The organism is Pseudomonas sp. KH_046_2, from assembly GCF_057838985.1.
Genome location: NZ_CM174480.1, coordinates 1,608,951 through 1,632,656 on the forward strand (window position 1 = coordinate 1,608,951; position 23,706 = coordinate 1,632,656).

The 23,706-nt window shown below is 55.5% G+C and carries 15 protein-coding genes and 1 pseudogene; 6 read left to right on the forward strand and 10 right to left on the reverse strand.

The window, feature by feature from the left end; all coding sequences use genetic code 11:
- Nucleotides 1-5: 5 nt before the first annotated feature.
- The 5 genes from AC3IX1_RS07365 to AC3IX1_RS07385 all read right to left on the reverse strand — a co-directional run bounded on the left by AC3IX1_RS07365 (nucleotide 6) and on the right by AC3IX1_RS07385 (nucleotide 6,070).
- Nucleotides 6-2,093: a polysaccharide pyruvyl transferase family protein gene (locus tag AC3IX1_RS07365; protein WP_489387682.1), complete on the reverse strand. Its 2,088-nt coding sequence runs from the start codon at nucleotides 2,091-2,093 to the stop codon at nucleotides 6-8.
- On the reverse strand, nucleotides 2,090-3,415 hold the full coding sequence (locus tag AC3IX1_RS07370; RefSeq protein ID WP_489387683.1) for an ABC transporter ATP-binding protein: 1,326 nt from the start codon (nucleotides 3,413-3,415) through the stop codon (nucleotides 2,090-2,092). Before AC3IX1_RS07370 ends, AC3IX1_RS07365 begins: the two co-directional genes overlap by 4 nt.
- Nucleotides 3,405-4,205, reverse strand: coding sequence for an ABC transporter permease (locus tag AC3IX1_RS07375; RefSeq protein ID WP_489387684.1), 801 nt, complete (start codon nucleotides 4,203-4,205; stop codon nucleotides 3,405-3,407). The genes AC3IX1_RS07370 and AC3IX1_RS07375 overlap by 11 nt, the downstream gene beginning before the upstream one ends.
- Before the next feature lie 280 nt (nucleotides 4,206-4,485).
- Nucleotides 4,486-5,031, reverse strand: coding sequence for a dTDP-4-dehydrorhamnose 3,5-epimerase (gene rfbC / locus AC3IX1_RS07380; RefSeq protein ID WP_489387685.1), 546 nt, complete (start codon nucleotides 5,029-5,031; stop codon nucleotides 4,486-4,488).
- Nucleotides 5,032-5,548: 517 nt separating this feature from the next.
- Nucleotides 5,549-6,070, reverse strand: a complete 522-nt coding sequence (locus AC3IX1_RS07385; protein WP_489387686.1) for a glycosyltransferase — start codon at nucleotides 6,068-6,070, stop codon at nucleotides 5,549-5,551.
- Between the two features lie 563 nt (nucleotides 6,071-6,633).
- Here AC3IX1_RS07385 and AC3IX1_RS07390 point away from each other — a divergent pair.
- A pseudogene (locus tag AC3IX1_RS07390) lies at nucleotides 6,634-7,567 on the forward strand (IS630 family transposase); the annotation flags it as partial.
- Here the strand turns inward: AC3IX1_RS07390 and AC3IX1_RS07395 are convergent.
- Nucleotides 7,551-7,919: a hypothetical protein gene (locus AC3IX1_RS07395; RefSeq protein WP_489388804.1), complete on the reverse strand. Its 369-nt coding sequence runs from the start codon at nucleotides 7,917-7,919 to the stop codon at nucleotides 7,551-7,553. The pseudogene AC3IX1_RS07390 and the gene AC3IX1_RS07395 sit on opposite strands and share 17 nt — an antisense overlap.
- Nucleotides 7,920-8,431: 512 nt before the next feature.
- Between AC3IX1_RS07395 and AC3IX1_RS07400 the strand changes: the two genes are divergently transcribed.
- The gene (locus tag AC3IX1_RS07400; RefSeq protein ID WP_489387687.1) at nucleotides 8,432-9,295 is read left to right on the forward strand and encodes a DMT family transporter; all 864 of its coding nucleotides are present in this window, start codon (nucleotides 8,432-8,434) and stop codon (nucleotides 9,293-9,295) included.
- Between the two features lie 116 nt (nucleotides 9,296-9,411).
- On the opposite strand, the gene AC3IX1_RS07405 is transcribed toward AC3IX1_RS07400, so the two are convergent.
- A complete protein-coding gene (locus AC3IX1_RS07405; protein WP_489387688.1) occupies nucleotides 9,412-10,320 on the reverse strand; it encodes a DMT family transporter in 909 nt (302 codons plus the stop codon).
- Nucleotides 10,321-10,479: 159 nt separating this feature from the next.
- On the opposite strand from AC3IX1_RS07405, the gene aceK reads away from it, so the two are divergent.
- The 3 genes from aceK to AC3IX1_RS07420 all read left to right on the forward strand — a co-directional run bounded on the left by aceK (nucleotide 10,480) and on the right by AC3IX1_RS07420 (nucleotide 17,803).
- The gene (gene aceK, locus AC3IX1_RS07410) at nucleotides 10,480-12,198 is read left to right on the forward strand and encodes a bifunctional isocitrate dehydrogenase kinase/phosphatase (RefSeq protein WP_489387689.1); all 1,719 of its coding nucleotides are present in this window, start codon (nucleotides 10,480-10,482) and stop codon (nucleotides 12,196-12,198) included.
- Between the two features lie 230 nt (nucleotides 12,199-12,428).
- A complete protein-coding gene (gene hrpA / locus AC3IX1_RS07415) occupies nucleotides 12,429-16,340 on the forward strand; it encodes an ATP-dependent RNA helicase HrpA (protein WP_489387690.1) in 3,912 nt (1,303 codons plus the stop codon).
- A 341-nt stretch (nucleotides 16,341-16,681) separates the two neighbouring features.
- Entirely contained in the window at nucleotides 16,682-17,803 is a 1,122-nt protein-coding gene (locus tag AC3IX1_RS07420; protein WP_489387691.1) for a beta-ketoacyl-ACP synthase III, read from the forward strand.
- A gap of 232 nt (nucleotides 17,804-18,035) precedes the next feature.
- Here the strand turns inward: AC3IX1_RS07420 and AC3IX1_RS07425 are convergent, their stop codons facing one another.
- Nucleotides 18,036-19,367 (reverse strand): putative porin, encoded by a 1,332-nt coding sequence (locus tag AC3IX1_RS07425; protein ID WP_489387692.1) that lies wholly within the window; start codon nucleotides 19,365-19,367, stop codon nucleotides 18,036-18,038.
- 281 nt (nucleotides 19,368-19,648) lie between these two features.
- Here AC3IX1_RS07425 and AC3IX1_RS07430 point away from each other — a divergent pair, with 281 nt between their 5' ends.
- Nucleotides 19,649-20,773 (forward strand): GNAT family N-acetyltransferase, encoded by a 1,125-nt coding sequence (locus tag AC3IX1_RS07430; protein WP_489387693.1) that lies wholly within the window; start codon nucleotides 19,649-19,651, stop codon nucleotides 20,771-20,773.
- A gap of 11 nt (nucleotides 20,774-20,784) precedes the next feature.
- Here the strand turns inward: AC3IX1_RS07430 and aqpZ are convergent, their stop codons facing one another.
- Nucleotides 20,785-21,483 carry an aquaporin Z gene (aqpZ, locus tag AC3IX1_RS07435; RefSeq protein WP_090453724.1) on the reverse strand — a complete coding sequence of 233 codons (699 nt, stop codon included), beginning with the start codon at nucleotides 21,481-21,483 and terminating at the stop codon, nucleotides 20,785-20,787.
- 301 nt (nucleotides 21,484-21,784) lie between these two features.
- Complete coding sequence (locus AC3IX1_RS07440) at nucleotides 21,785-23,617, reverse strand: ABC transporter ATP-binding protein (protein ID WP_489387694.1); 1,833 nt, start codon at nucleotides 23,615-23,617, stop codon at nucleotides 21,785-21,787.
- Nucleotides 23,618-23,706: the final 89 nt, after the last annotated feature.

Below are 23,706 nucleotides of genomic sequence, written 5' to 3' on the forward strand. Positions count from 1 at the left end.
TGCTATCAAACACTATTTTTTTCAGCCAGCTCAGACACCAATAACTTTTCTTCCAGCGTCTTTATCAACTCATCACGATATGATATCTGGGAGACTGAGTTGTTCTTTTCAGCGACCAATAACGCTTCTAAATCTTTAACTAACAGATCTCTATAATCAATCTGCTCAATCGCATTTTTCTTTTCAGCGACCAATAACGCTTCTGAAGCTTTAACTAACAGATCTCTATAATCAATCTGCTCAATCGCATTTTTCTTTTCAGCGACCAATAACACTTCTAAATCTTTAACTGACAGATCTCTATAATCAATCTGCTCAGCCGCATTTCTCTTTTCAGCGACCAATAACGCTTCTAAATCTTTAACTAACAGATCTCTATAATCAATCTGCTCAATCGCATTTTTCTTTTCAGCGACCAATAACGCTTCTAAATCTTTAACTAACAGGTCTCTATAATCAATCTGCTCAATCGCATTTTTCTTTTCAACGACCAATAACGTTTCTAAATCTTTAACTAACAGATCTCTATAATCAATCTGCTCAATCGCATTTTTCTTTTCAGCGACCAATAACGCTTCTGAAGCTTTAACTAACAGATCTCTATAATCAATCTGCTCAATCGCATTTTTCTTTTCAGCGACCAATAACGCTTCTGAAGCTTTAACTAACAGATCTCTATAATCAATCTGCTCAATCGCATTTTTCTTTTCAGCGACCAATAACGCTTCTAAGTCTTTAACTAACAGATCTCTATAATCAATCTGCTCAATCGCATTTTTCTTTTCAGCGACCAATAACGCTTCTAAATCTTTAACTAACAGATCTCTATAATTAATCTGCTCAGCCGCATTAGTTTTCTCGGCTCGAAGCTGAGCCTCTTGACTGGCCAGCTGATCACGAACAATCGATTCGCGAACGCAAGATTTACCATGAGCTGCTTTGTAAAGGCGATCAATCTCTACGGAAAACGAAGATGGATTTTTGCCCTTGCTTTGTAAAAGCTCTTCCAAAAACAACATGATCTTCTTATGCTTTAGCTCGGTCAATACGGTCTTATCTGAAGCGTCCTTTACCAGAGCATCAATAACCGTATGAGTCTGAGCTTGAAGCACTGAAAAATCTTCAAACAGCACACCATGACCTTCAGCTGAAAAGTACTCCCTTATCTTATTAGAGTACTTACCAACGTAGGAAATATTATTTATCCCGTACGCATTGGAAATAATATTTCCATGTAAACTAGATCCAATAAAACCAGAGCTACATGCAAGCACCGATATCTTCTGCTCGAGTGTAATACCTGGATAGGTGGCCCTACTTACAAACGCGTAACCTGTGACCGCCGCAAGCTCTCGAAGGTACTCAGTATCACCAAGACACCCGCCAATCTCTATCAAAACAAATGGCTTATCAAGCGCCTTCTCAATCTCTTTTAATACTTTAGCAGTATCTTCAACTGAGGCACATATATCAACATTCCCCTGAAAGCACAGATACCCAGAATCATATCCACCGAGCACATCAGCCACTATGGAGTCGCATGCTGTCTTATTTATCACATACGGCAAGGAATGCACAAAGTCGGGTACAATAGTATAATTAACACCCGCATGCTCTTCTAAGAGTTTAGCGCTCCTTACATCTCTGATGGCCGCAGATGCCACTCTTGAAAAACTATTCTTCAAGAATACCGAAAGTACATCATCGACATCGTAGGGCAGCCCTACCGCCAGTAACGCCAGGCGACGACTGTTCGTTTCGGTAGGAGACAAAATTTGCGTAAATGTCAATTCAGGTGAGTCTTCCCCATATGTTTGATACAGAGAATAATCATCATTACGAATTAAATCACCGCCACCAATTAAAATAAAATCGAATGGTGCAACGGCATCATCATCATCCAACTGCGAAATAGGTGCATAAGGCACCTGATCCGGATACAAATATGCCACAGGGCAAGTTGGGCTATAGAAGCAAACATCCACAGCCGCTCTCGAGCCACAAACAAGATGAATCAACTTTCCCGTAACCCAAGGAAACAATAGGTCACCCAGGTTATCCAAATCAAATGTGCCGACCTGTGCAATTTTCATTTAGTTAGATACTCAAAATCTACTTTAGAGTTTAAGTCAACCAGCCCGATCACTGTCTTATCTGCCAATATCGTCAGCTTGGCAGCTTCGTACCTGCGATCAAGCGGCGTACTGACCCCATCAATAAAATCAGACAACCCTAACGATAACGAATACTCTCCTGGCGCCAAGCTTAGTATCTGCCTGAACGATATGCTTATAACCGCCCCTTTGGACTGGGGGCCGATAGGAGTATTCAAATAATGAGTATTGCCGCTATACAGCTCGATACCCCGCCGGTCCTTTATGTAAAATCCCGAGACAGGATTCAATATATCCTTTAGGAACTCGATCCGCAGCCTAATTTCAACACTTTCGTCATTCTGTATAACACCGTCAATCTTATTCCCATCGGCTTTATACAATCCAAAATCAGCAATAGTCGCATCCTTCGTACCATAACGGTACTCTAAATCCTCCTCTAACGATGCTTTTTCCAACTCCGATTCCAGCGCATCGTTAGCCTCGCTTTGCTGTATCATCACCTCCTCTACAACAGCGGTCTCGCTTTCACTATGAGAGTTTATCTTAATATATTCGTTAACCACCGCTTTAGGATCTCCGATTTTAATCAGTTCTCCCTTGTGCAGCAAAACAGCCTTATCACACAATAGCTTTACTGAAGTAACGTCATGTGAAACAAACAATAACGTGATGCCCGACGCCTTGAGCTGTTTGAGTCTTTCAAAACACTTCTGCTGAAAAAAAACATCCCCGACAGCCAGAGCCTCATCAATGATAAGAATCTCAGGGGAGCTATGAATGGCCACAGAGAAAGCAAGACGAATAAACATACCACTTGAGTAAGTTTTTACTTGCTGGTCGATATAAGCTTCGATTTCAGAAAAGTCAATTATATCAGCAAGTTTGCTATCAATCTCTTTTTTGCTTAACCCCAAAATCGAACCATTTAAATAAATGTTTTCTCTTCCGGTAAAATCGGGGTTAAAGCCCGCCCCCAATTCTAGCAGAGCCGCAATTCTTCCATTTCTAGTAATGCTTCCGGAGGTGGGTGTCAGAGTGCCGCAAATCATCTGAAGCAATGTTGATTTGCCAGACCCATTCCGACCAATGATCCCAACCGAATCCCCTCTATTAACTTCAAAGCTCAGAGGGTTCAACGCCCAGAAATCGCGATAAAATGTTTTTTTCTTTCCATTAAGCCTAGTGTAGATATACTGCTTTAGCCGATCCTCAGGCTTAGCATAGACATGATAATTTTTCGAAACATTATCAACTATGATGGACGGCACGATAGTAGCCACTTGCAGTTCAGAGGACATCAGCAAAACCTTTTCGTGCTTTTTGAAATAAGAAATAGCCTGCCGCAAAAACAATCAAGCTCGGCACCAATGACATCGAATACTGCAACCAGTCTATAGAGTACCCCTCAACAAGAACCAATCTCGACTGTTCGATTATGTTAGTCAACGGGTTCAAGCGCAACCATGTTTGAAATTCTTCAGGCAGCGCATTGACGGGATAAAAAATCGGACTCAAGAACATCAGCACGCTGGTCAATACCGTCATGATCTGACCGATATCTCTTAAATAAACGCCGGCCGCGGACAAAATCCATAGAATACCGGCCGTAGAAAATATCAATGGCACTAACACAACTGGAAACAGCAGCGCTGTTATAGGCAAAGTTCCCTTCACTACTAGTTGCGCAACCAACAAGACTCCACAACTAATCGCCAATTGAAACAGCGATACCCCTATAGCAATAAATGGCAATACCTCTAGCGGGAATACTATTTTTTTCACATAATTCGTATTGGACGTAATAATTTGCGGCCCTTTGAGCAGGCACTCTGCAAAAAACGTATAGACCATCAGGCCAGCAAATAGCATAATGGCGAAATCCGCCTTACTATCAGGCACCACATTATTCCAACGAGACTTAAAAACTTCTGAAAAAACAAATGTATATACGCACAGCATAAAAAGTGGTGTAAAGAACGCCCACCCCAGGCCAACCAATGAATCCTTATACTTAACTTGGACCTCTCTCCGAATCATCCCATAGATTAGCTGCCTATGAGTTGAAACCGTCTTAACAATTGCAAGCATAAAACCATACTCCTATCAAATAAAAAAACCTGGCGAAGACCACTTCCAAATCAGGCCAAATTTAGCATATACACTGAATTTTTCTTATGCTAAACGCGAGTCTATCACGCCTCGCAAAATACACCCACCTACCTAGCGGTCTGTTTGTTTAATTAATTTATCTATTTAAACTATGTGGTCGCCTGTTTCTGGGTGATTTAGATTAATGAACTACCCGTATAGGCCGCTAGCGGTCGTTCATTTCCACATTATTTACTATCTGTACTTATACAGGCACTCATTAAAATACCAGCGCCTCGGCGAAGGACATTGCTCCAGCGTCTTTATTAGATAACGTAACATCCCCAACAAAAGGCCAATCAATATTTAAATCAGCGTCATCCCAACGCAACGCTGCGTCGCAATGGGGTGCATAATAATCTGTTGTTTTGTACAGCACTTCTGCACTGTCGGACAGCGTTATGAAGCCATGGGCAAAACCTTCAGGAATCCAAAGCTGCTTTTTATTGTCTGACGTCAGATGTTCCCCAACCCATTGACCAAAAGTTGGAGATGATCGGCGAATATCAACAGCTACATCATAAATATGCCCAGCTGTCGCCCTTACTAACTTCCCTTGTGCATGAGGTGCGTGCTGGTAATGCAATCCGCGCAAGACACCTTTTGCAGACTTTGAGTGATTATCCTGTACAAAATTTACAGGCCGACCGATGGCTTTCTCAAACAGGTTCTGATTAAAACTCTCGAAGAAAAAACCGCGTTCATCCGCAAACACTTTTGGTTCGATAAGCACAACATCAGGAATGGCCAAACAGGTAAAAATCATGAGTTAACCTTGTTTAATAGAAAACCGGCAGCTTTTGGGCTACCCAGTGTGAACCGAACCAACACTCCAAGACCCTCGCTCATGCCCACATACTCCATGGCTGGACGACACCTACATGATAAAATACACGCAGTGCTTCCCTTCCCTGGCCAATCGCCTTAATGAAAATGACCATTCCTAAATCCTATTGGTTATCACAGCCAAGACAAGACCAAGATTACCCAATAACGTCTGCCGATAAATCTTCCTGGCCAGCATAATCTTTACTTTTCCAATGAGCCGAGCACTGCGCGCCTTAGAGAGGCTTTGCAGCGGCATGGCATTTGATTTCGTCAACTGAGGTGCGTCATAGTTAACACGGTAATATTTTTAATATTCCACTGCGCGGAAGTACCTCAAAACATTCGCCTGAGCCACTCTAGACGGCTTACGAATGTGGTATTGGCACTCTGGCTATGTTGTCGATAATCAAGTGTAGGAAGAGCATCATAATAGATCGATCCCCCACAACCGGTTATCAGTAAGTACGTCCACCAGTCGTGGCAACCAACGGTGCGTCGTCAGGTGTCTTTTGCAAAATTTTACAGGCGGCCAGGTTGATGACCATCGTATTGCCGCCAGCCAGATTCTGCATGAGCGCATTTTCAAACGAAGGTGGTTTCTTGAAAAGAGGTGAAAAACCGATCAGCTCACCACTTTCGCTCACCAACTGTGTTCTGCCGCGGTAGAGCGAAGGGACGCCAGTCGATTGACGGCCTAACCAATCAAGCGCTCGCTCAAGCTTTTCAGGATGCCAGAGATCGTCCTGGTCACAGTACGCGTAGTACTCATGCTGACCACACGCTCGCCCCAAGACTGACAGGAAGTTGTTCGAAAACCCCGACTCAGGTCCTCGAGAGATCACCAACCGATCTTCCCCCCAAGAAGCCCGATACCGAGATAGAATTTCGAGCGTTGCGTCGGTAGAGCCATCATCCGAAGCGTAGACGGTCCAGTGCCCATAGCGTTGAGCTGCAATGGACTCGAGCTGCTCGGCCAAAAAACGCCCACCGTTGTACGTACAGAGCAAAATAGCTACGCTAGCGGCGGAACCTTGGACCCTTTCGGTTGCTCCCATCATGGCTTGGAGAGATCGATTAAGCACAACATTGATAGCCCTTTCAGTACTCGCGGAGCTAGCTCCAGCGTGATAGCAAAGGATACGAGTTTACCGGTTTTATCAGCGCTTTACATCGCGCGATAGGTAGGATTAATTGTTTTTCGTCGGTCCACTTTTCGGCGTCTTTGAAGCGAATGGTGCCATTCTGATAGCATCGCGCTCTTGCCCGGCAGCCTCTCAGGTAGCCCGAGCGACACCCCGTGGACCATTAATGGCGCCCTGTCGATGACAGAATTCGTTCAATTGATTGCAGGTAAAAGCCCCCAGTTTTCCGAGGTGCGAAGCTGACGCCGCTTACGAAAGATTGATCAACGGGGAGAAGATTGCTCGCCTTACTCACTCTGCCGGATCCGTAGCGAAGAGCCTAGTGTGCTGTTTTCGAAATAAGCTATCCAGCATTTTTGCTACACTCCAGGTGTCATTCCTGCCTCGGAGAATCCTTGGTGAGCGCTCTGAATATTACGCTTAGCCCCGAAGAGTCAGCCGAACTGAACCGTCGCGTACGCTCTGCCACCATCAGCAAATGGGATGGTCGTCGAGCCCGAATCATCTTGCTGGCGGCGCAAGGGGTAACCCGAGAGGAAATCGCACGATTGACTGGGTTTTCCCGCCCCACGTTTACCGATTGGTGCCAGCGTTTTCAGGCACTGCGACTCGAAGGCCTGCTCGACAGGCCTGGCCGCAGGCGCAAATCGTCCCTTCCTGCCGACACGATCCGTCGCGTCCTCGAACAGGTCACCAAGCCCCGTATTGGCGAGCCCCGCTGGAGCTGCCGAAGCATGGCCCGTGCGGCCGGAATATCGGCGACTACCGTCCATAAACTATGGCCTGCCAATGGCTTGAAGCCTAATCTGACACGTACCTTCAAGGTGTCGAACGACCCGGAGTTCGAGGAAAAATTCTGGGGTGTCATCGGGCTGTATCTGGCTCCGCCAGACAAGGTGTTGGTGCTCTGCTGCTACGAAAAGAGTCAGGTTCAAGCCTTGGAGCGCACACAACCCGGGCTGCCATTGGGTATCGGTCATATCCAAGCAAAACCAATGATTACACTCGCCACGGCACGGTGACGCTGTTCGCAGCGCTGGATTATCTCCAGGGCAAGCTGATCAGTAGCATCGAGCATCAGCACCGCCATCAGGAGTGGCTGGCATTCCTGAGAAAATCAACAGGGAAACTCCCAAACACCTCCAGCTTCATCTGATCGTGGGCAATTACACCACGCACAAACCCCCGAAAGTGAAGGCTTGGCTTGAGAAGTACAAACGTTTCCACATGCATTTCACCCCGACCTCCAGCTCGTGGATGAACATGGTTGAGCGCCTCTTTCGCGACATCACGGTGTATTTGCGGGAGGGCAGTTTCAGCGCGGTTCGCGAACGTCAACCGGTTCGTTACCGAGTGGCAACCAGTAGCGCGCACCGCGGGCGTCGTTCGCGTGCAGGACCTCCGTTCCGTCAGTGGTGCGATGCAATTGGGCATACAGCACCAGCTTGCGTTTGATCCGGGCCTTTTCAATCTCCCAGTCCAGAACCGAGGGTGTCGGACTGCGTCCGGATTCGTCGCTCAGGTTTTGCGCATTGAGTGTATCGGGCAGGAGTGCAAGCTCATGCAAGCGTCGTTCGGCGGTGCGCTTGGTATCAGCTTGTTTGAGTTGGTTCAGATGGACAAAGGCCAGCTGCGTATCCCATACCACTGGGGCATCGAGACCAAGAAGATCGGGGTTTGCCACTGGATACCTTCCTTGTCGCAAAATGTTAATTCTGATTTTTAATTTTGCGTATTGTATGTTGTCAAGTGTGTTTTGATTTGTTTTTCAATTAAAACACAGATTGCGACATCGATTCCTTGAAAGTTTTACTTGACGGCACTACAAACCGTGACACGCAGTAATCCATTGCAATACTTGTGCAGCGCTGGTTATAGTCAGCCCTCGGCAGGTCCATGACTTGCTTTTCCTGCTCCTGAAAAAGATCAGCCCAATGCCTGCATCCCACATCAACGCGGTAGTCGATTCAGCGGTCAACGCTGGCGTCGTGCCGTGCGGGAATCAGCAGCCTGGGCAGATCAGTCATTACCCCCATCCTGTCAGTCACACGCCAGTGTGTGCGGTGGTCTCACCGCCAGGCGTTGGCATTTCGGGCTGATCGGCTGCTTTCTGCCGTTCCCCCTGCCTGCCTGAAAAAAACGACTGAATTTCAGCTTCGGCTGAGTTGGCTTTTTGCCTGACTACAGGTGGTATTCATGTTTGTCCTTTCGAAAAAGTCCGCGCTCGCGGCGGCGTCCACGAGCCTGTTCGTTCTGCTGTGGAGCAGCGGGGCGATTTTCTCCAAATGGGGGCTGGCCCATGCGTCGCCCTTTGCCTTTCTGATGTTCCGTTTCGTCATCGCGCTTTGCGGCCTGGTGTTGCTGGTGCCGTTGCTCAAGCTGAAGTTGCCCAAGGGCGGCAAACCGATGCTGTATGCGATGGCGACCGGCGTGGTGTTGTTGGGGGCTTATCAGATTTTCTATCTGCTGGCCCTGGACCTTAAAGTCACGCCTGGGGTGATGGCGACCATCATGGGTGTGCAGCCGATCCTCACCGTGGTGCTGATGGAGCGTCAGCGTTCCTTGAGCCGGATGTTCGGTCTGGCCTTGGGGCTGACTGGGTTGGTCATGGTGGTCTATCAGGGCATCGGGCTGGCCGGGATGTCGCTGGCCGGGATGCTTTTCGGTCTGCTGGCGCTGGCGAGCATGACTTTCGGTTCAATCATGCAGAAACGCATCACTGACAATCCCCTCGGCACACTGCCGGTGCAGTATCTGGCCGGGCTGCTGTTGTGCGGGATGTTTGTACCCTTCCAGCCGTTTCACTTCGAACACAGCAGTGGATTCATCCTGCCGGTGCTATGGATGGGGCTGGTGGTGTCGGTGCTGGCGACGCTGTTGCTCTACCGCTTGATCGCCCGGGGCAATCTGGTGAATGTCACCAGCCTGTTTTACCTGGTACCGGCGGTCACGGCGGTGATGGACTATCTGATCTTCGGCAATCGCCTGGCGATGTTGAGCCTGTTCGGCATGCTGTTGATCATCGTCGGTCTGGTATTCGTCTTCCGTAAGACCGCGTAATTGCGAGGAAACCCGATAAGGCCTGGAGCAATGCTCCGGGTCTTTGTGATTTTTGGCGTCTGATCAGCCGCCTTCGCGGGCAAGCCCGCGATGGCGTCATTTGAAACACAACAACTCTACCGGTCAGCCAGCAATCCCGGTTTCACAGCAGCCGGCTTCAACACCAACCACAACGCCAGCGCAATCAACAACCCACCATATATATGTGCCATCGACAGTGGCTCATCGAGAAACAGCGCCCCCCACAGCACGCCGAACAGCGGGATCAAAAAGGTCGTAGTCATCGATTTCACCGGACCAATCGAGCTCAGGAGCCGGAAGTAAATAATGTACGCAAACGCCGTGCATCCCAGACCCAACCCCAGCAACGAGAGCCAGACACTCCAGCCGCCCCAGCTCGCGGGTGGTTGGCTGATCGCGCTGTAGCCGAACAGCGGCAGCAGGAACAACGTCGCGCCGAGCATGCTGCCCACTGCCGACAGGCGACTGTCGAGACCACCAGCCTGATCGAGCCAGCGGCGGGCCAGAAATCCCGCAAATCCGTAGCAAGTGGTCGCGAGCAGGCAGGCGACGGCACCCATCAGCAGCTCCATATCGAACGCCACCGGACCGGCACGGGTCAGCACGCCCACGCCGAACAGCCCCAGGCACACGCCGCCGAGTTTGGCGCCCGTGAGCCTTTCATGGAAAAACAGGCCGCCGATCAGCACGCCCATCAAGGGGGTCGTGGCATTGAAAATCGACGAGTAACCGGCTGGAAGCACTTGCGCGGCCACCGAATAGAGCGTCGCCGGAATCCCGGAGTTGATCACCCCGAGCAGCATCACGGTCTTGAGTTTGCCTTTGAAATCCCAACTGATGCGCATCAGCCCGAGAATCACCAGCAGTCCGGCAGCGGCTATCGATACACGGAAAAAAGCGGTCGGAATGCTGCCGATCACCGGGGCGATGATGCGCATGAACAGAAAGCTCGCACCCCAAATGGCCGCCAGGGACAGTAAACGGAAAATATCGACGGGGTTCACAGCGAGGTCCTTCCTTGGGGGAGGGGCGAAAGTGTTGCTGAGTGTGTGATCGATGGCAACCGAAAACCGGGCATTTAATTCAGCTGGAAAATTACGCTTCTCCTGCACCCGGTTCACTGGCTAAGCTCAAGCCTCTCGAATTCCCGCAGAGGTCTCACCATGCCGCAGCAATGGCCAGCCGCCGACATCGCCCGCTTGATCCTCGATGGCTTTGACGATTACCGCGAGCATTTCCGGCAGATCACCGACGGCGCCAGGGCTCGCTTCGAACAGGCCAGGTGGCAGGAAACGCAGACGGCGTCGGCGGCACGGATCAATCTGTATGAAGACAAGGTCGGTGAAACGGTGGAGCGACTGCGCACCGCGTTTGACGCCGACACCCTGGACGTCAGCTGCTGGCCGCTGGTCAAAAGCGCCTACATCAGCCTGATCGACCTGCGCTTCGACGATGAACTGTCCGAGACCTGGTACAACTCGATCTTCTGCGGGCTGTTCAGCCATGACCTGATCAGCGACGGCTGCATGTTCATCCACACCACCCGACCGAGCCTGCGCCGTGCCCGGGCCGCGCAAACCCGCACCTACAAGCCGCAAGGCCAATTGTCGGCGATGCTCGCCAGCATCTTCGCAGACTACCGCTTCAGCGAGGATTACGCCGACCTGTCCGGTGACCTGAAGCGTCTCGAAGCGCAGTTGCGCGAGAACCTGCCGGATTGGGTGTGCAAAGACCCGGAGCTGAGCGTCGAGCTGTTTTCCTCGGTGCTGTACCGTAATAAAGGTGCGTACCTGGTGGGGCGCATCTACACCGCCGACGAGCAATGGCCGCTGGCGATTCCATTGCTGCACCTCGAGGGTCGCGGTATCCAGATCGATGCGCTGATCACCGATGAGGCGGACGTGTCGATCATTTTCTCGTTCACTCGCTCGTATTTCATGGTGGATGTGCCGGTGCCGGCGGAGTTTATCGGCTTCCTGCGGCGTATCCTGCCGGGCAAGCATATTGCCGAGCTGTACACCTCGATTGGCTTCTACAAGCATGGCAAGTCGGAGTTCTACCGGGCGCTGATCAATCACCTGGCCAACACCGATGACCAGTTCATCATGGCCCCCGGCGTGCGCGGCATGGTCATGAGCGTGTTCACCCTGCCGGGTTTCAACACCGTGTTCAAAATCATCAAGGACCGTTTCTCGCCGTCGAAAAACGTCGACCGCGCGACAGTGATCGAGAAGTACCGGCTGGTGAAAAGCGTCGACCGCGTCGGTCGCATGGCCGATACCCAGGAGTTCGCTGACTTCCGTTTTCCGCTGAGCAAGTTCGATCCGGCGTGCCTTGAAGAACTGCTGGAAGTCGCGCCGTCCACAGTGTCGGTGGAAGACGATACGGTGCTGATCCGCCACTGCTGGACCGAGCGCCGCATGACCCCGCTGAACCTGTACCTGGAAAACGCCAACGAGGCGCAGGTGCGCGAAGCCCTGGAAGACTACGGGCTGGCGATCAAGCAACTGGCCGCGGCCAACATCTTTCCCGGCGACATGCTGCTGAAGAACTTCGGGGTGACGCGTCACGGCCGGGTGGTGTTCTACGACTACGACGAGATCTGCTTCCTCACCGAGGCCAACTTCCGGCACATTCCGCAACCCCGCACCCCGGAAGACGAAATGGCTTCCGAACCCTGGTATTCGATCGGGCCGCTGGATGTGTTCCCGGAGGAGTTTCCGCCGTTCCTGTTTGCCGACTTCGGGCAGCGCAAGTTGTTCGATCAGTTGCATGGCGAGTTGTACAACGCCGATTACTGGAAGAGCCTGCAGGAGGCGATTCGGGCGGGGAAGGTGATCGATGTATTCCCCTATCGGCGTAAAGGCTTGGACAACGAGTAGCGTCGTCGAGTCGGCATTCTGTGGCGAGGGGGCTTGTCGGAACGCCGCACCGCCCCGTTGGGCTGCGAAGCGGCCCCGAAACCATTCAACCAAGTTCTTCAGATAAATCATGTTGTCTGATTTCACGACTGCTTCGCAGCCGAGCGGGGGCAAGCCCCCTCGCCACAGAGGTTGCTAAATCTGCGACAATCCGCACCCTTGCGCCACTAGACGACTGAATTGCGTACCCGATGACCGACGAATCGCCCTCCATCGACAAACTGCTGAAAAACCTCGATCACGCCATGCTCGCCGACCGCCACCGGCTGCGGCGGCAGTTGCTTGAGCTGCGCAAGAAACCCGACGAGGCCAGGCTGGGCCAGTGGGTGACGCGGATGCAGGCGTCCTGCGATCAGGTGCTGGCGCGCAAGGCCAGCCTGCCGGTGATTCGTTACGACGACAGTTTGCCGATCGCCGCCAAGCGCGACGAAATCAAGAAGGCACTGGAAAAGCACCAGGTGCTGATCATCGCTGGCGAAACGGGCTCGGGTAAAACCACCCAGTTGCCGAAGATCTGCCTGGAAATCGGTCGCGGCCAGCATGGCCTGATCGGCCACACCCAGCCGCGCCGGATCGCGGCGCGCAGCGTCGCCAGCCGGGTCGCCGAAGAACTCGGCACGCCGCTGGGCGCGTTGGTCGGCTATCAGGTGCGCTTCGAGGATCAGAGCGATTCCAGCACCCTGATCAAGCTGATGACCGACGGCATTCTGCTGGCGGAAACCCAGAACGACCGCTATCTGGAACGCTACGACACGATCATCGTCGACGAAGCCCACGAACGCAGCCTCAACATCGACTTCCTGCTCGGCTACCTGAAAACCCTGCTGCCGCGTCGTCCCGACCTGAAGGTCATCATCACTTCGGCGACCATCGACCTGGAGCGTTTCTCCAAGCACTTCGATGATGCGCCGATTGTCGAGGTGTCCGGCCGCACCTACCCGGTGGACACCTGGTATCGCCCGCTGACGCTTGAGCAGGACGAAGAGGGCAACCGCGTCGAGGACGACCTGACGGTGGATCAGGCGATCCTCGCCACCCTCGACGAAATCGCTGCCTTTGAACGCAGCGAGCGGCGCAGTCCTGGTGACGTGCTGGTGTTCCTGCCCGGCGAGCGCGAGATTCGTGACGCTGCCGACATGCTGCGCAAGGCCCAACTGAAACACACCGAAATCCTGCCGTTGTACGCGCGACTGTCGCCAGCCGAGCAACAGCGGATTTTCCAGTCGCACCCAGGGCGTCGCGTGGTGCTGGCAACCAACGTCGCGGAAACCTCGCTGACTGTGCCGGGCATTCGTTATGTGATCGACAGCGGCACCGCGCGTATCAGTCGCTACAGCTACCGGGCCAAGGTCCAGCGCCTGCCCATCGAAGCCGTTTCCCAGGCCAGCGCCAACCAGCGTAAAGGTCGTTGCGGACGGGTCGAGCCGGGCATCTGTGTGCGCCTGTACAGCGAAGAGGACTTCCTCGGACGCCCGGAATTTACCGATCCGGAAATCCTCCGTACCAACCTTGCGGCGGTCATCTTGCAGATGTTGCATCTGCGCCTCGGCGAGATCACTGCGTTCCCGTTCATCGAGCCGCCGGATGGCAAGGCCATCAGCGACGGTTTCAACCTGCTGCAGGAACTCTCGGCAGTGGACCGCAACAGCGAGTTGACCCCACTCGGTCGTCAACTGGCGCGGCTGCCGGTGGACCCGCGCATGGGCCGCATGTTGCTCGAAGCAGCCAAGCTCGGCAGCTTGCAGGAAGTGCTGATCGTCGCCAGCGCCATGTCGATCCAGGACCCGCGCGAGCGCCCGCCGGAGCGTCAGCAAGCGGCGGATCAGGCCCACGCCCAGTGGAAAGACGCCGACTCGGACTTCGCCGGGCTGGTCAATCTGTGGCGCGGTTTCGAAGAGCAGCGCCAGGCGCTGACCGCCAGCCCGTTGCGCAACTGGTGCCGCAAGAATTTCCTCAATTACCTGCGCTTGCGCGAGTGGCGCGACTCCCATCGCCAGTTGAGCCTGATCTGCCGCGACATGCAGTTGAGCCTCAATAAAGAGCCGGCGGACTATCCGAAACTGCACAAAGCGGTGCTGGTGGGGTTGCTCAGCCAGATCGGGCAGAAAACCGAAGACGGCGATTATCTTGGCGCCCGTCAGCGGCGCTTCTGGATTCACCCGTCGTCGGGCATCGGCAAGAAGCGCCCGCAGTGGCTGATGACCGCCGAACTGGTGGAAACCACCAAGCTCTATGCGCGCATGGTGGCGAAGATCGATGCTGACTGGATCGAGCCGCTGGCCGGGCACCTGATCAAGAAAAACCACTTCGAACCCCACTGGGAGAAGAAGCGCGGCCAGGTCGTGGCGTTCGAGCAGATCACCCTGTTCGGCTTGATCGTGGTCGGTCGCCGGCCGGTGCATTACGGCCCAGTGGACCCGGTGGTGTCCCGCGAACTGTTCATCCGCGAAGGGCTGGTGCGCGGTGAGATTCAGTCCAAAGCCAAGTGCCTGACGGCCAACAAACTGTTGCTGGAACAGCTCGACGAACTGGAAGCCAAGGCCCGTCGTCGCGACATCCTCGCCGACGAAGAAACCCTGTATGCCTTCTACGACGCGCGGCTGCCGGCGGAGATCCACCAGACCGCGACCTTCGACAGCTGGTACCGGATCAACAGCCAGAAAGACCCGCAGCTGCTGATCATGCGCGAAGAAGACGTGCTGGCTCGCGAAGCCAGCGAAGTCACTGCCCAGCATTACCCGGACACCCTGCACATCGGCGATCTGGAATTGGCCTTGAGCTACCACTTCGAGCCGAATCACCCGCGCGACGGCGTGACCCTGCGCGTGCCGGCACCGCTGTTGCCGATGCTGCCACCGGAACGCCTGGAATGGCTGGTGCCGGGTGTCATCGAAGCCAAGTGCATCGCGCTGGTGCGCAACCTGCCCAAGGCCTTGCGCAAGAATTTCGTACCGGTGCCGGACTTCGTCAAGGCGGCCTTGCAGCGTATGACCTTTGCCGAGGGCTCGCTGCCCCAGGCCTTGGGTCGCGAGCTGCTGCGCATGACCGGTGCCCGCGTCAGCGATGAAGCCTGGACCGAGGCGGCGCAGCAGGTCGAAAGCCATCTGCGGATGAACCTGGAAATCGTCGACGCCCAGGGCAAGTTCCTTGGTGAAGGTCGCGATCTGTCCGAACTGACTGCACGTTTCGCCGAGGCCAGCCAGGCCGCATTGGCCGTGCCGCAAACCGCGAAGAGCCAGCAGCCGGTGGAGCCGAAAGTGTTCGCCGCCGTGGCCGAGAAAACCCAGCAGAAGATCGCCGGGCTGTCGATGACGGTCTACCCGGCGCTGGTGGAAGAGGCCGGGACGGTCAAGGAAGGGCGTTTCTCGACCCCGGCCGAGGCCGAGTTCCAGCATCGCCGTGCCCTGCAACGCTTGCTGATGCAGCAACTGGCCGAACCTGCCAAGTTCCTTCGTGGCAAGTTGCCGGGCCTGACTGAATTGGGCCTGCTCTACCGCGACATGGGACGCGTCGATGCGCTGGTGGAAGACATTCTGCTGGCCAGCCTCGACAGTTGCATTCTTGAGGGCGAAGACCCGCTGCCCCGTGACGGCGCCGCTCTGGCGTCCCTGGCCGAGCGCAAGCGCGGCGCCTGGACCGAGCACGCCGAGCGTGTGGCGAAGCTGACGCTGGAAATCCTCAAGCTTTGGCATGGCCTGCAAAAACGCTTCAAGGGCAAGATCGACCTGGCGCAGGCCGTGGCCCTGAACGACATCAAGCAGCAACTCAGCCACCTGGTGTATCCGGGATTTGTCCGGGAAACGCCGATGCAGTGGCTCAAGGAGTTGCCGCGTTACCTCAAGGCGATCGAACAGCGTTTTGAAAAAATCGCTGCCCAGGTGCAGCGCGACCGGGTCTGGAGCGGCGAATTGAGCGGCCTGTGGACGCAATACCAGACCCGCGCCAGCAAACACGCCCAAGAGGGCAAGCGCGATCCGCAGTTGGAGTTGTATCGCTGGTGGCTGGAGGAATACCGGGTTTCGCTGTTTGCGCAGCAACTGGGGACCAAGGCGCCGATCTCCGACAAGCGCCTGAACAAGCAGTGGTCGCAAGTCGAACCGTAGGCCCGAGGCTGGTTAGTACCCTGTGGGAGCGGGCTTGCCCGCGAAAGCGGTATGTCTGTCACATTAATGCTGGATGTGCTGACGCCATCGCGGGCAAGCCCGCTCCCACAGGTCAGGTGGTGTATCAGTAGGAGTTTGATCCAGCAAAAGGGGCGAAATGCCCACGTTTATGGCAAACTTCGCGCCTATAAACGCCGGCCCCGCGGTTTTGAGCCTTCACGGTCTCGGGCAGGTCGGAATAAAGCGATGCCAGGTTTGCGTTCCCCGGATGGGAATAGACCCTTTGTGTGTTGGTACGACGGTACCAATGCTTTCTGCCTGAACAGATTAGAGACACGACCATGCATAACGTCGTCATCAGCGGCACCGGCCTGTACACCCCGGCCAACAGCATTTCCAACGAAGAGCTGGTGCAGTCTTTCAATACTTACGTCGCGCAGTTCAACGCCGACAACGCCGATGCCATCGCGCGCGGTGAAGTGCAAGCATTGACCGAGTCCAGCGCAGCGTTCATCGAAAAAGCCTCCGGCATCAAGAGCCGCTTTGTCATGGACAAGGACGGCATCCTCGACCCGCAACGCATGGCCCCACGCCTGCCGGAGCGTTCCAACGACGAGTGGTCGGTGCTTTGCCAGATGGCCATCGGCGCTGCCGAACAAGCCTTGCAACGCGCCGGCAAGACCGCCGCCGATATCGACGGCGTGATCGTCGCCTGTTCCAACCTGCAGCGCGCCTACCCGGCGATTGCCATCGAAGTCCAGGAAGCACTGGGCATCCAGGGTTTCGGTTTCGACATGAACGTGGCGTGTTCCTCGGCGACCTTCGGTATCCAGACCGCCGCCAACAGCGTGCAACTGGGCCAGGCCCGGGCAGTCCTGATGGTCAACCCGGAAGTCTGCACCGGCCACCTGAACTTCCGTGACCGCGACAGCCACTTCATCTTCGGTGACGCTGCCACTGCGGTGATCATCGAACGTGCTGACCTGGCGACCTCCAAGTACCAGTTCGACATCGTCAGCACCAAACTGCTGACCAAGTTCTCCAACAACATCCGCAACAACTTCGGCTTCCTCAACCGCGCGGCGCAAGAGGGCATCGGCGCCAAGGACAAACTGTTCGTGCAGGAAGGCCGCAAGGTGTTCAAGGAAGTCTGCCCGCTGGTTGCCGAGCTGATCGGTGAGCATCTGCAAGAGAACCAGCTCAACGTCAGCGACGTGAAGCGCTTCTGGCTGCACCAGGCCAACCTCAGCATGAACCACCTGATCGTCAAGAAACTGCTGGGTCGAGACGCCACCGAACAGGAAGCGCCGGTGATTCTCGACACCTACGCCAACACCAGTTCCGCCGGCTCCGTGATTGCGTTCCACAAGAACCAGGACGATCTGGCCGCCGGTTCGCTGGCCGTGCTCAGTTCGTTCGGTGCCGGTTATTCGATTGGTAGCGTGTTGCTGCGCAAGTTGTAGGATGTAGGAGCGAGCTTGCTCGCGAAGAACTCAAAGACGCTGCGTTTATCCAGATTGCACGCGTTATCGTTGACGACCTTCGCGAGCGAGCTCGCTCCTACATTCAGGTTGGATTAGCAGAAATAGAAACAGCCCGGCGTTGATGCATCGGAGGATGATGGGGACCGACACATCAACGCCAGGCTGTAAAAGGGGCTCAGGCATCTTTGCCTGAGTCGTGTAGCGAGGTGAATCAGAACTTGGCTTCGGCATCCAGTTGCAGGGTGTTGATGTCCGAATCGGTTTTCTTGATGTTGGCGTTGGTCTGGTCCGAGGTCGCCATGTAGTAGGTCGCGCCCAGGGTGAAGTTCTTGTCCAGCTCGTAGCTCACTTTCAGCTTGCTGCCGCGCGAACCGGTGAAGCCGTTGGCGAAGTCGGAGTCGGTGAAGGCGCCAACCACAGCGTTACGCTGCACGTCGCGGTAGTTGTAGTCCACGCCGAAGCCGTAAAGCTTGGTCTTGACACCGGCCAGCCAGCCAGTGTCCTGGTCGTTGCTGGCATCGGCGTTGTTGACGTACTGACCGTACAGCGACAGCGGTACTGGCAGATTGGAGAAGTCCAGCTGACCAAAGCCTTCGTACAGTTTGAACTGTTCGCCCGGGCTGTTGCCGTTGACGGCCAGTGCGCATGGCGTGGTGATGGTGCCGCTGGTAGGGCAGGCGCTGCTGTCATCGTTGTCGTAGGCGTAGAGACTGCCGCCCAAGGTCATTTTCATGCTGTCGGTGATGGCGAAGCGGCCACCCAACTGGCCGGCATACAGGCGCAGGTCGTGCTTGAACTGCACGCCTTCACCGTCGACGTTGTCCTTGAGGGTGTAGTGACCGGCGCTACCGAACAGCTCGGTGCTGCCGCTCAGCGGATACTTGTAGGTGACGGCCAGACCTTCCGGGCTGATGTCGCTATCCCAGATGATGTCGCCCATGCTCACCCATTGTTGTGGCATCTTGCCGCCAACCAGGTGCAGGTTCTTGATGGCGTCAGGGTGGTAGTCGACGTAACCCTGGTCCAGCCAGATCTGCTTCTTGTCGAAGTAATTGTCCAGGCTCTGGTTGGTGGATCGAGCGTCGTCGTTGTTGCCGGTGGCGATACGGATACCGGTGTCGACCTGCGGGTTGATTTCGGTGTAGGCACCCAGGCGGGCACGAATGCGCTGACGATCCTGGTCCTTGTTGTTTGGCACGCCATCGTTGTGCACGGTTTCCTGACGGAAGCGCACGTCGCCCTTGAACTGGGTCTTGGCAGCCCAGGCCAGTTTCTGGTCGAAAGCGCTCAGTGTGTCGGTTTTCTTCGCGGTGGCCGCGATTTGCTCGTTGGTCTCTTGCTGAGCCTGACGGGCGATCTGCTGGTCTTTCTGATCCCTGGCCAGCTCGGCTTGCAGTTCGCTGTACTGCGCGTTGGTGATCGAGCCGTTAGCCTTGAGCATGTCGAGCAGTTTGGCGTCGACTGCGGCACTGGCCGGAACACTCATGGCCAGCAACAGGCCACCGCACAAGGCCGCCGCAGTTTTCGTGGAAGCAAGACGCATATCAATCTCCGAAGATGAGAGGGGATGACAGAGCCATCCGGGACACAACCGACCATTAGGGGCGGAAAACAGTGGCCGGGTTAGAACCCGACGCTCTAAAAACAGGCGCCAGTATCGCGATGGTTTATGACAGAGCGGTGGCAATGTGATGTCATGTCGATGACGATACAAAGTCGCCGTGAACTATTGAGTTAGAGCACTGTCGTCGTTTTGCCCGTGTGCATTGCAGGGCGATAGGCGATACTCGCGGGGCTTTCACGCCATGAAGAGTGAGGATGGTGATGCCGTTGCAACGCCTGCAAAAACTGTCAGAAATCGCCCCGCAGACGTGGGACGCACTGGTGCCCGAGACTCAGCCTTTTCTGCGTCACGCCTTTTTGAGCGCACTGGAAGACAGCGGCAGCGTCGGACCCCATACCGGCTGGCAGCCCGAGCATTTATTGCACGTGGAAGGGGATCGACTGATCGCCGCGCTGCCCGGATATCGCAAGTGGCATTCCTATGGCGAGTACGTGTTCGATCACGCCTGGGCCGATGCCTGTGAACGTGCCGGCATCGACTACTACCCCAAACTGTTGAGCGCGGTGCCGTTCAGCCCGGTCAGCGGGCCGCGGCTGTTGGCGGCCACGGTCGAAGACGGTTTCGAGTTATTGAAAAGCCTGCCGGGCTACCTTGAGCTTGAAGGGCTCTCCAGCGCACATATCAACTTCACCGACCCGTTCACCGACGCGGCACTGAGCGAGCAACCGGGCTGGCTGCAGCGCGTTGGCTGTCAGTACCACTGGCAGAATCGCGGCTACCGGGATTTCCAGGACTTCCTCGACGTGCTCAGTTCGCGCAAGCGCAAACAGATGCGCAAGGAGCGCGAGCAGGTGGCCGGGCAGGGCTTCGATTTCGAATGGCTCGAAGGTCGGGAGCTGAGCGAGGCGCAATGGGATTTCGTCTATGCCTGCTACGCCAATACGTACGCGGTGCGCCGGCAAGCGCCGTATCTGACGCGGGAGTTTTTCAGCCTGTTGGCCGAGCGCATGCCGGAGTCGATTCGCGTGGTGCTGGCCAAACAAGGTTCACGGCCGGTGGCGATGGCGTTCAGCCTGGTGGGGGGCGACAGCTTTTATGGCCGTTACTGGGGATGCCTGGCGGAGTTCGATCGCCTGCATTTCGAGACCTGTTTCTACCAGGGCATGGACTATGCCATTGCCAACGGTTTCCAGCGGTTTGATGCCGGGGCACAGGGGGAGCACAAACTGATTCGCGGATTCGAGCCAGTCATTACCCATTCCTGGCACTACTTGCGGCATCCGGGATTGAAAGCGGCGGTGAAAGACTTCCTGGAGCAGGAGCGGTTGGGGGTGCTGGCTTATGCGGAGGAGGCGAAGTCAGCCTTGCCTTATCGACAAGGCTGATCTTCAGCGTTTCAGCTTTCTTCCTTGCCCAGCCAGCGATACAGCACGCCGCCGACCACTGCACCGAGTAGCGGTGCGACCCAGAACATCCACAGTTGTTGAATCGCCCAGCCGCCGACGATCAGCGCCGGGCCGGTGCTGCGCGCCGGGTTAACTGAAGTGTTGGTGACCGGGATCGAGATCAGGTGGATCAGCGTCAGTCCCAGGCCGATGGCAATCGGCGCCAGTCCTGCTGGTGCACGTTTGTCGGTGGCGCCGAGGATGATCAGGATGAACATCGCCGTCATCACCAGTTCACAGACAAACCCTGCCGCCATCGAATAGCCGCCAGGGGAGTGTTCGCCATAGCCGTTGGATGCCAGGCCTCCCGCCAGTTCGAAACCGGGTTTGCCGCTGGCAATGAAGTACAGCAGGGCGGCTGCAATCACGCCGCCTATGACCTGGGCAATGATGTAGGCCGGCAATTCCTTGGCCGGAAACCGTCCACCCACCACCAGGCCGAGGGATACCGCGGGGTTGAGATGACAGCCGGAAATATGGCCGATGGCGAAAGCCATGGTCAGCACGGTCAGGCCAAACGCGAAGGACACCCCGAGCAGACCGATCCCCACCTCCGGAAAAGCCGCCGCCAATACCGCACTGCCGCAACCACCCAACACCAGCCAGAACGTACCTACCAACTCAGTCGCCGAACGTTTTAACAGAGACATAAGAGAGTGCCCTTTCGAGATTATGCTGCCTTTAGCATCCAGCCGATGGACTGCAGAACCACCTCCAGAACGTTGGAGTGAGTACAGCACGGTTTTTTCAGAATTCCAGCAGGCATAAGAAACCGCCAGGCCCCGTTGTTGGCGGGGGGCTGGCGGTTTTCTGTGATCGATCGGCTTCACTCTTCCCCTGTGGGAGCGAGCCTGCTCGCGATGTCGGAATATCATTCAACAATGATGTTGTCTGACTCACCGCTATCGCGAGCAGGCTCGCTCCCACAGGGGAAGAGTGTTGTTCAGGGAATCAATCAATCCCGACAAACCCACCAGTCTGGTGTTGCCACAACCGTGCATACAGACCGCCATGGGCGAGCAGTTCGGCGTGGGTTCCGGTTTCGGCGATCTTGCCGTTTTCCAGCACCACCAGCCGGTCCATCCGGGCGATGGTCGAGAGCCGGTGAGCGATGGCGATCACGGTTTTGCCCTGCATCAGGGTTTCGAGACTTTCCTGGATCGCCGCTTCGACTTCCGAATCCAGTGCCGAGGTGGCCTCGTCCATGATCAGGATCGGCGCGTCCTTGAGCAGTACCCGGGCGATGGCGATGCGCTGGCGCTGGCCGCCGGAGAGTTTCACCCCGCGCTCACCGACGTGGGCATCGAAGCCGCTACGGCCTTCAGCGTCCGACAGTGAAGGAATGAAGCCGTCAGCCCGGGCCTTGTACACCGCTTCCCAGAGTTCGGCGTCGGTGGCGTCGGGCTTGCCATACAGCAGGTTGTCACGGATCGAACGGTGCAGCAGCGACGTGTCCTGGGTGATCATGCCGATGCGTTCGCGCAGGCTTTCCTGGCTGACGTCGGCGATGTTCTGGCCGTCGATCAGGATGCGCCCGCCTTGGACGTCGTACAGGCGCAGCAGCAGGTTCACCAGGGTCGATTTGCCGGCACCGGACGGGCCGATCAGGCCGATTTTCTCGCCAGCCTTGATGGTCAGGTTGAGGTCGCCGATGATCCCGCTCTGCTTGCCGTAGTGGAAATCCACCTGTTCGAAGCGCACTTCGCCACGGGCCACCGCCAGGGGTTTGGCCTGGTCGCGGTCGGTGACGCTGACCGGTTGTGAAATGGTCTGCAGGCCGTCCTGAACCATGCCGATATTTTCGAAGATGCCGGTCACCACCCACATGATCCAGCCGGACATGTTGACGATGCGGATCACCAGGCCAGTGGCCAGGGCAATCGCACCCACGCTGATCAGCGACTGCGTCCACAACCACAGGGCCAGGCCGGTGGTGCAGACGATCAGCAAGCCATTCATGCTGGTGATGACCACGTCCATGCTGGTGACCACACGGCCGGCCAGTTGCGCCTTCTCGGTCTGTTCCTTGATGGCTTCGCGGGCGTATTGCTGTTCGAAGTTGGTGTGGGCGAACAATTTCAGGGTAGTGATATTGGTGTAGCCGTCGACAATCCGCCCCATGAGTTTGGAGCGCGCATCGGACGCCACTACCGAGCGATCCTTGACCCGTGGCACGAAGTAACAGAGGGCGCCGATGAAGGCGAAGATCCAGGTCAGCAGCGGGATTATCAGGCGCCAGTCGGCTTCGGCGAACAGCACCAGCGAACTGATGGCGTAGATCAGCACATGCCACAACGCATCCACGGCCTGCACGGCGGAATCGCGCAGTGAGTTGCCGGTTTGCATGATGCGTTGGGCGATGCGCCCGGCGAAGTCGTTCTGGAAGAAATTCAGGCTTTGCTTGAGCACGTAGCTGTGGTTCTGCCAGCGGATCATGCTGGTCATGCTTGGGCTCAGGGTCTGGTGCACCAGCAGGTCATGCAGGCCCACGAATATGGGGCGCAGTACCAGCGCAACCACCACCATCCAGGTCAGTTCGAGGGCGTGATCCTGGAACAGACTGACGTTCGGCGTGCCTTGGGCCAGGTCGATGATGCGGCTCAGGTAGCTGAACAGCGCCACCTCGATCAAAGCACCAATCAGGCCGACGATCAGCAGGGCGGCGAAGCTCGGCCAGACCTGCTTGAGGTAATAAGTGTAGAAAGGGAAAACCCGGTCCGGCGGAGACGCCGTCGGTGCTTCACGGAAAACATCGATCAGTTTTTCAAAGCGGCGATAAAGCATTGGTTGTTCGCCCGCGAGCGGGCTCTCCTTTTAACGGTTTGAGCGTTGCCGGCAAACACCGGCAACGGCTCGGACATCCTTGTCCAGCT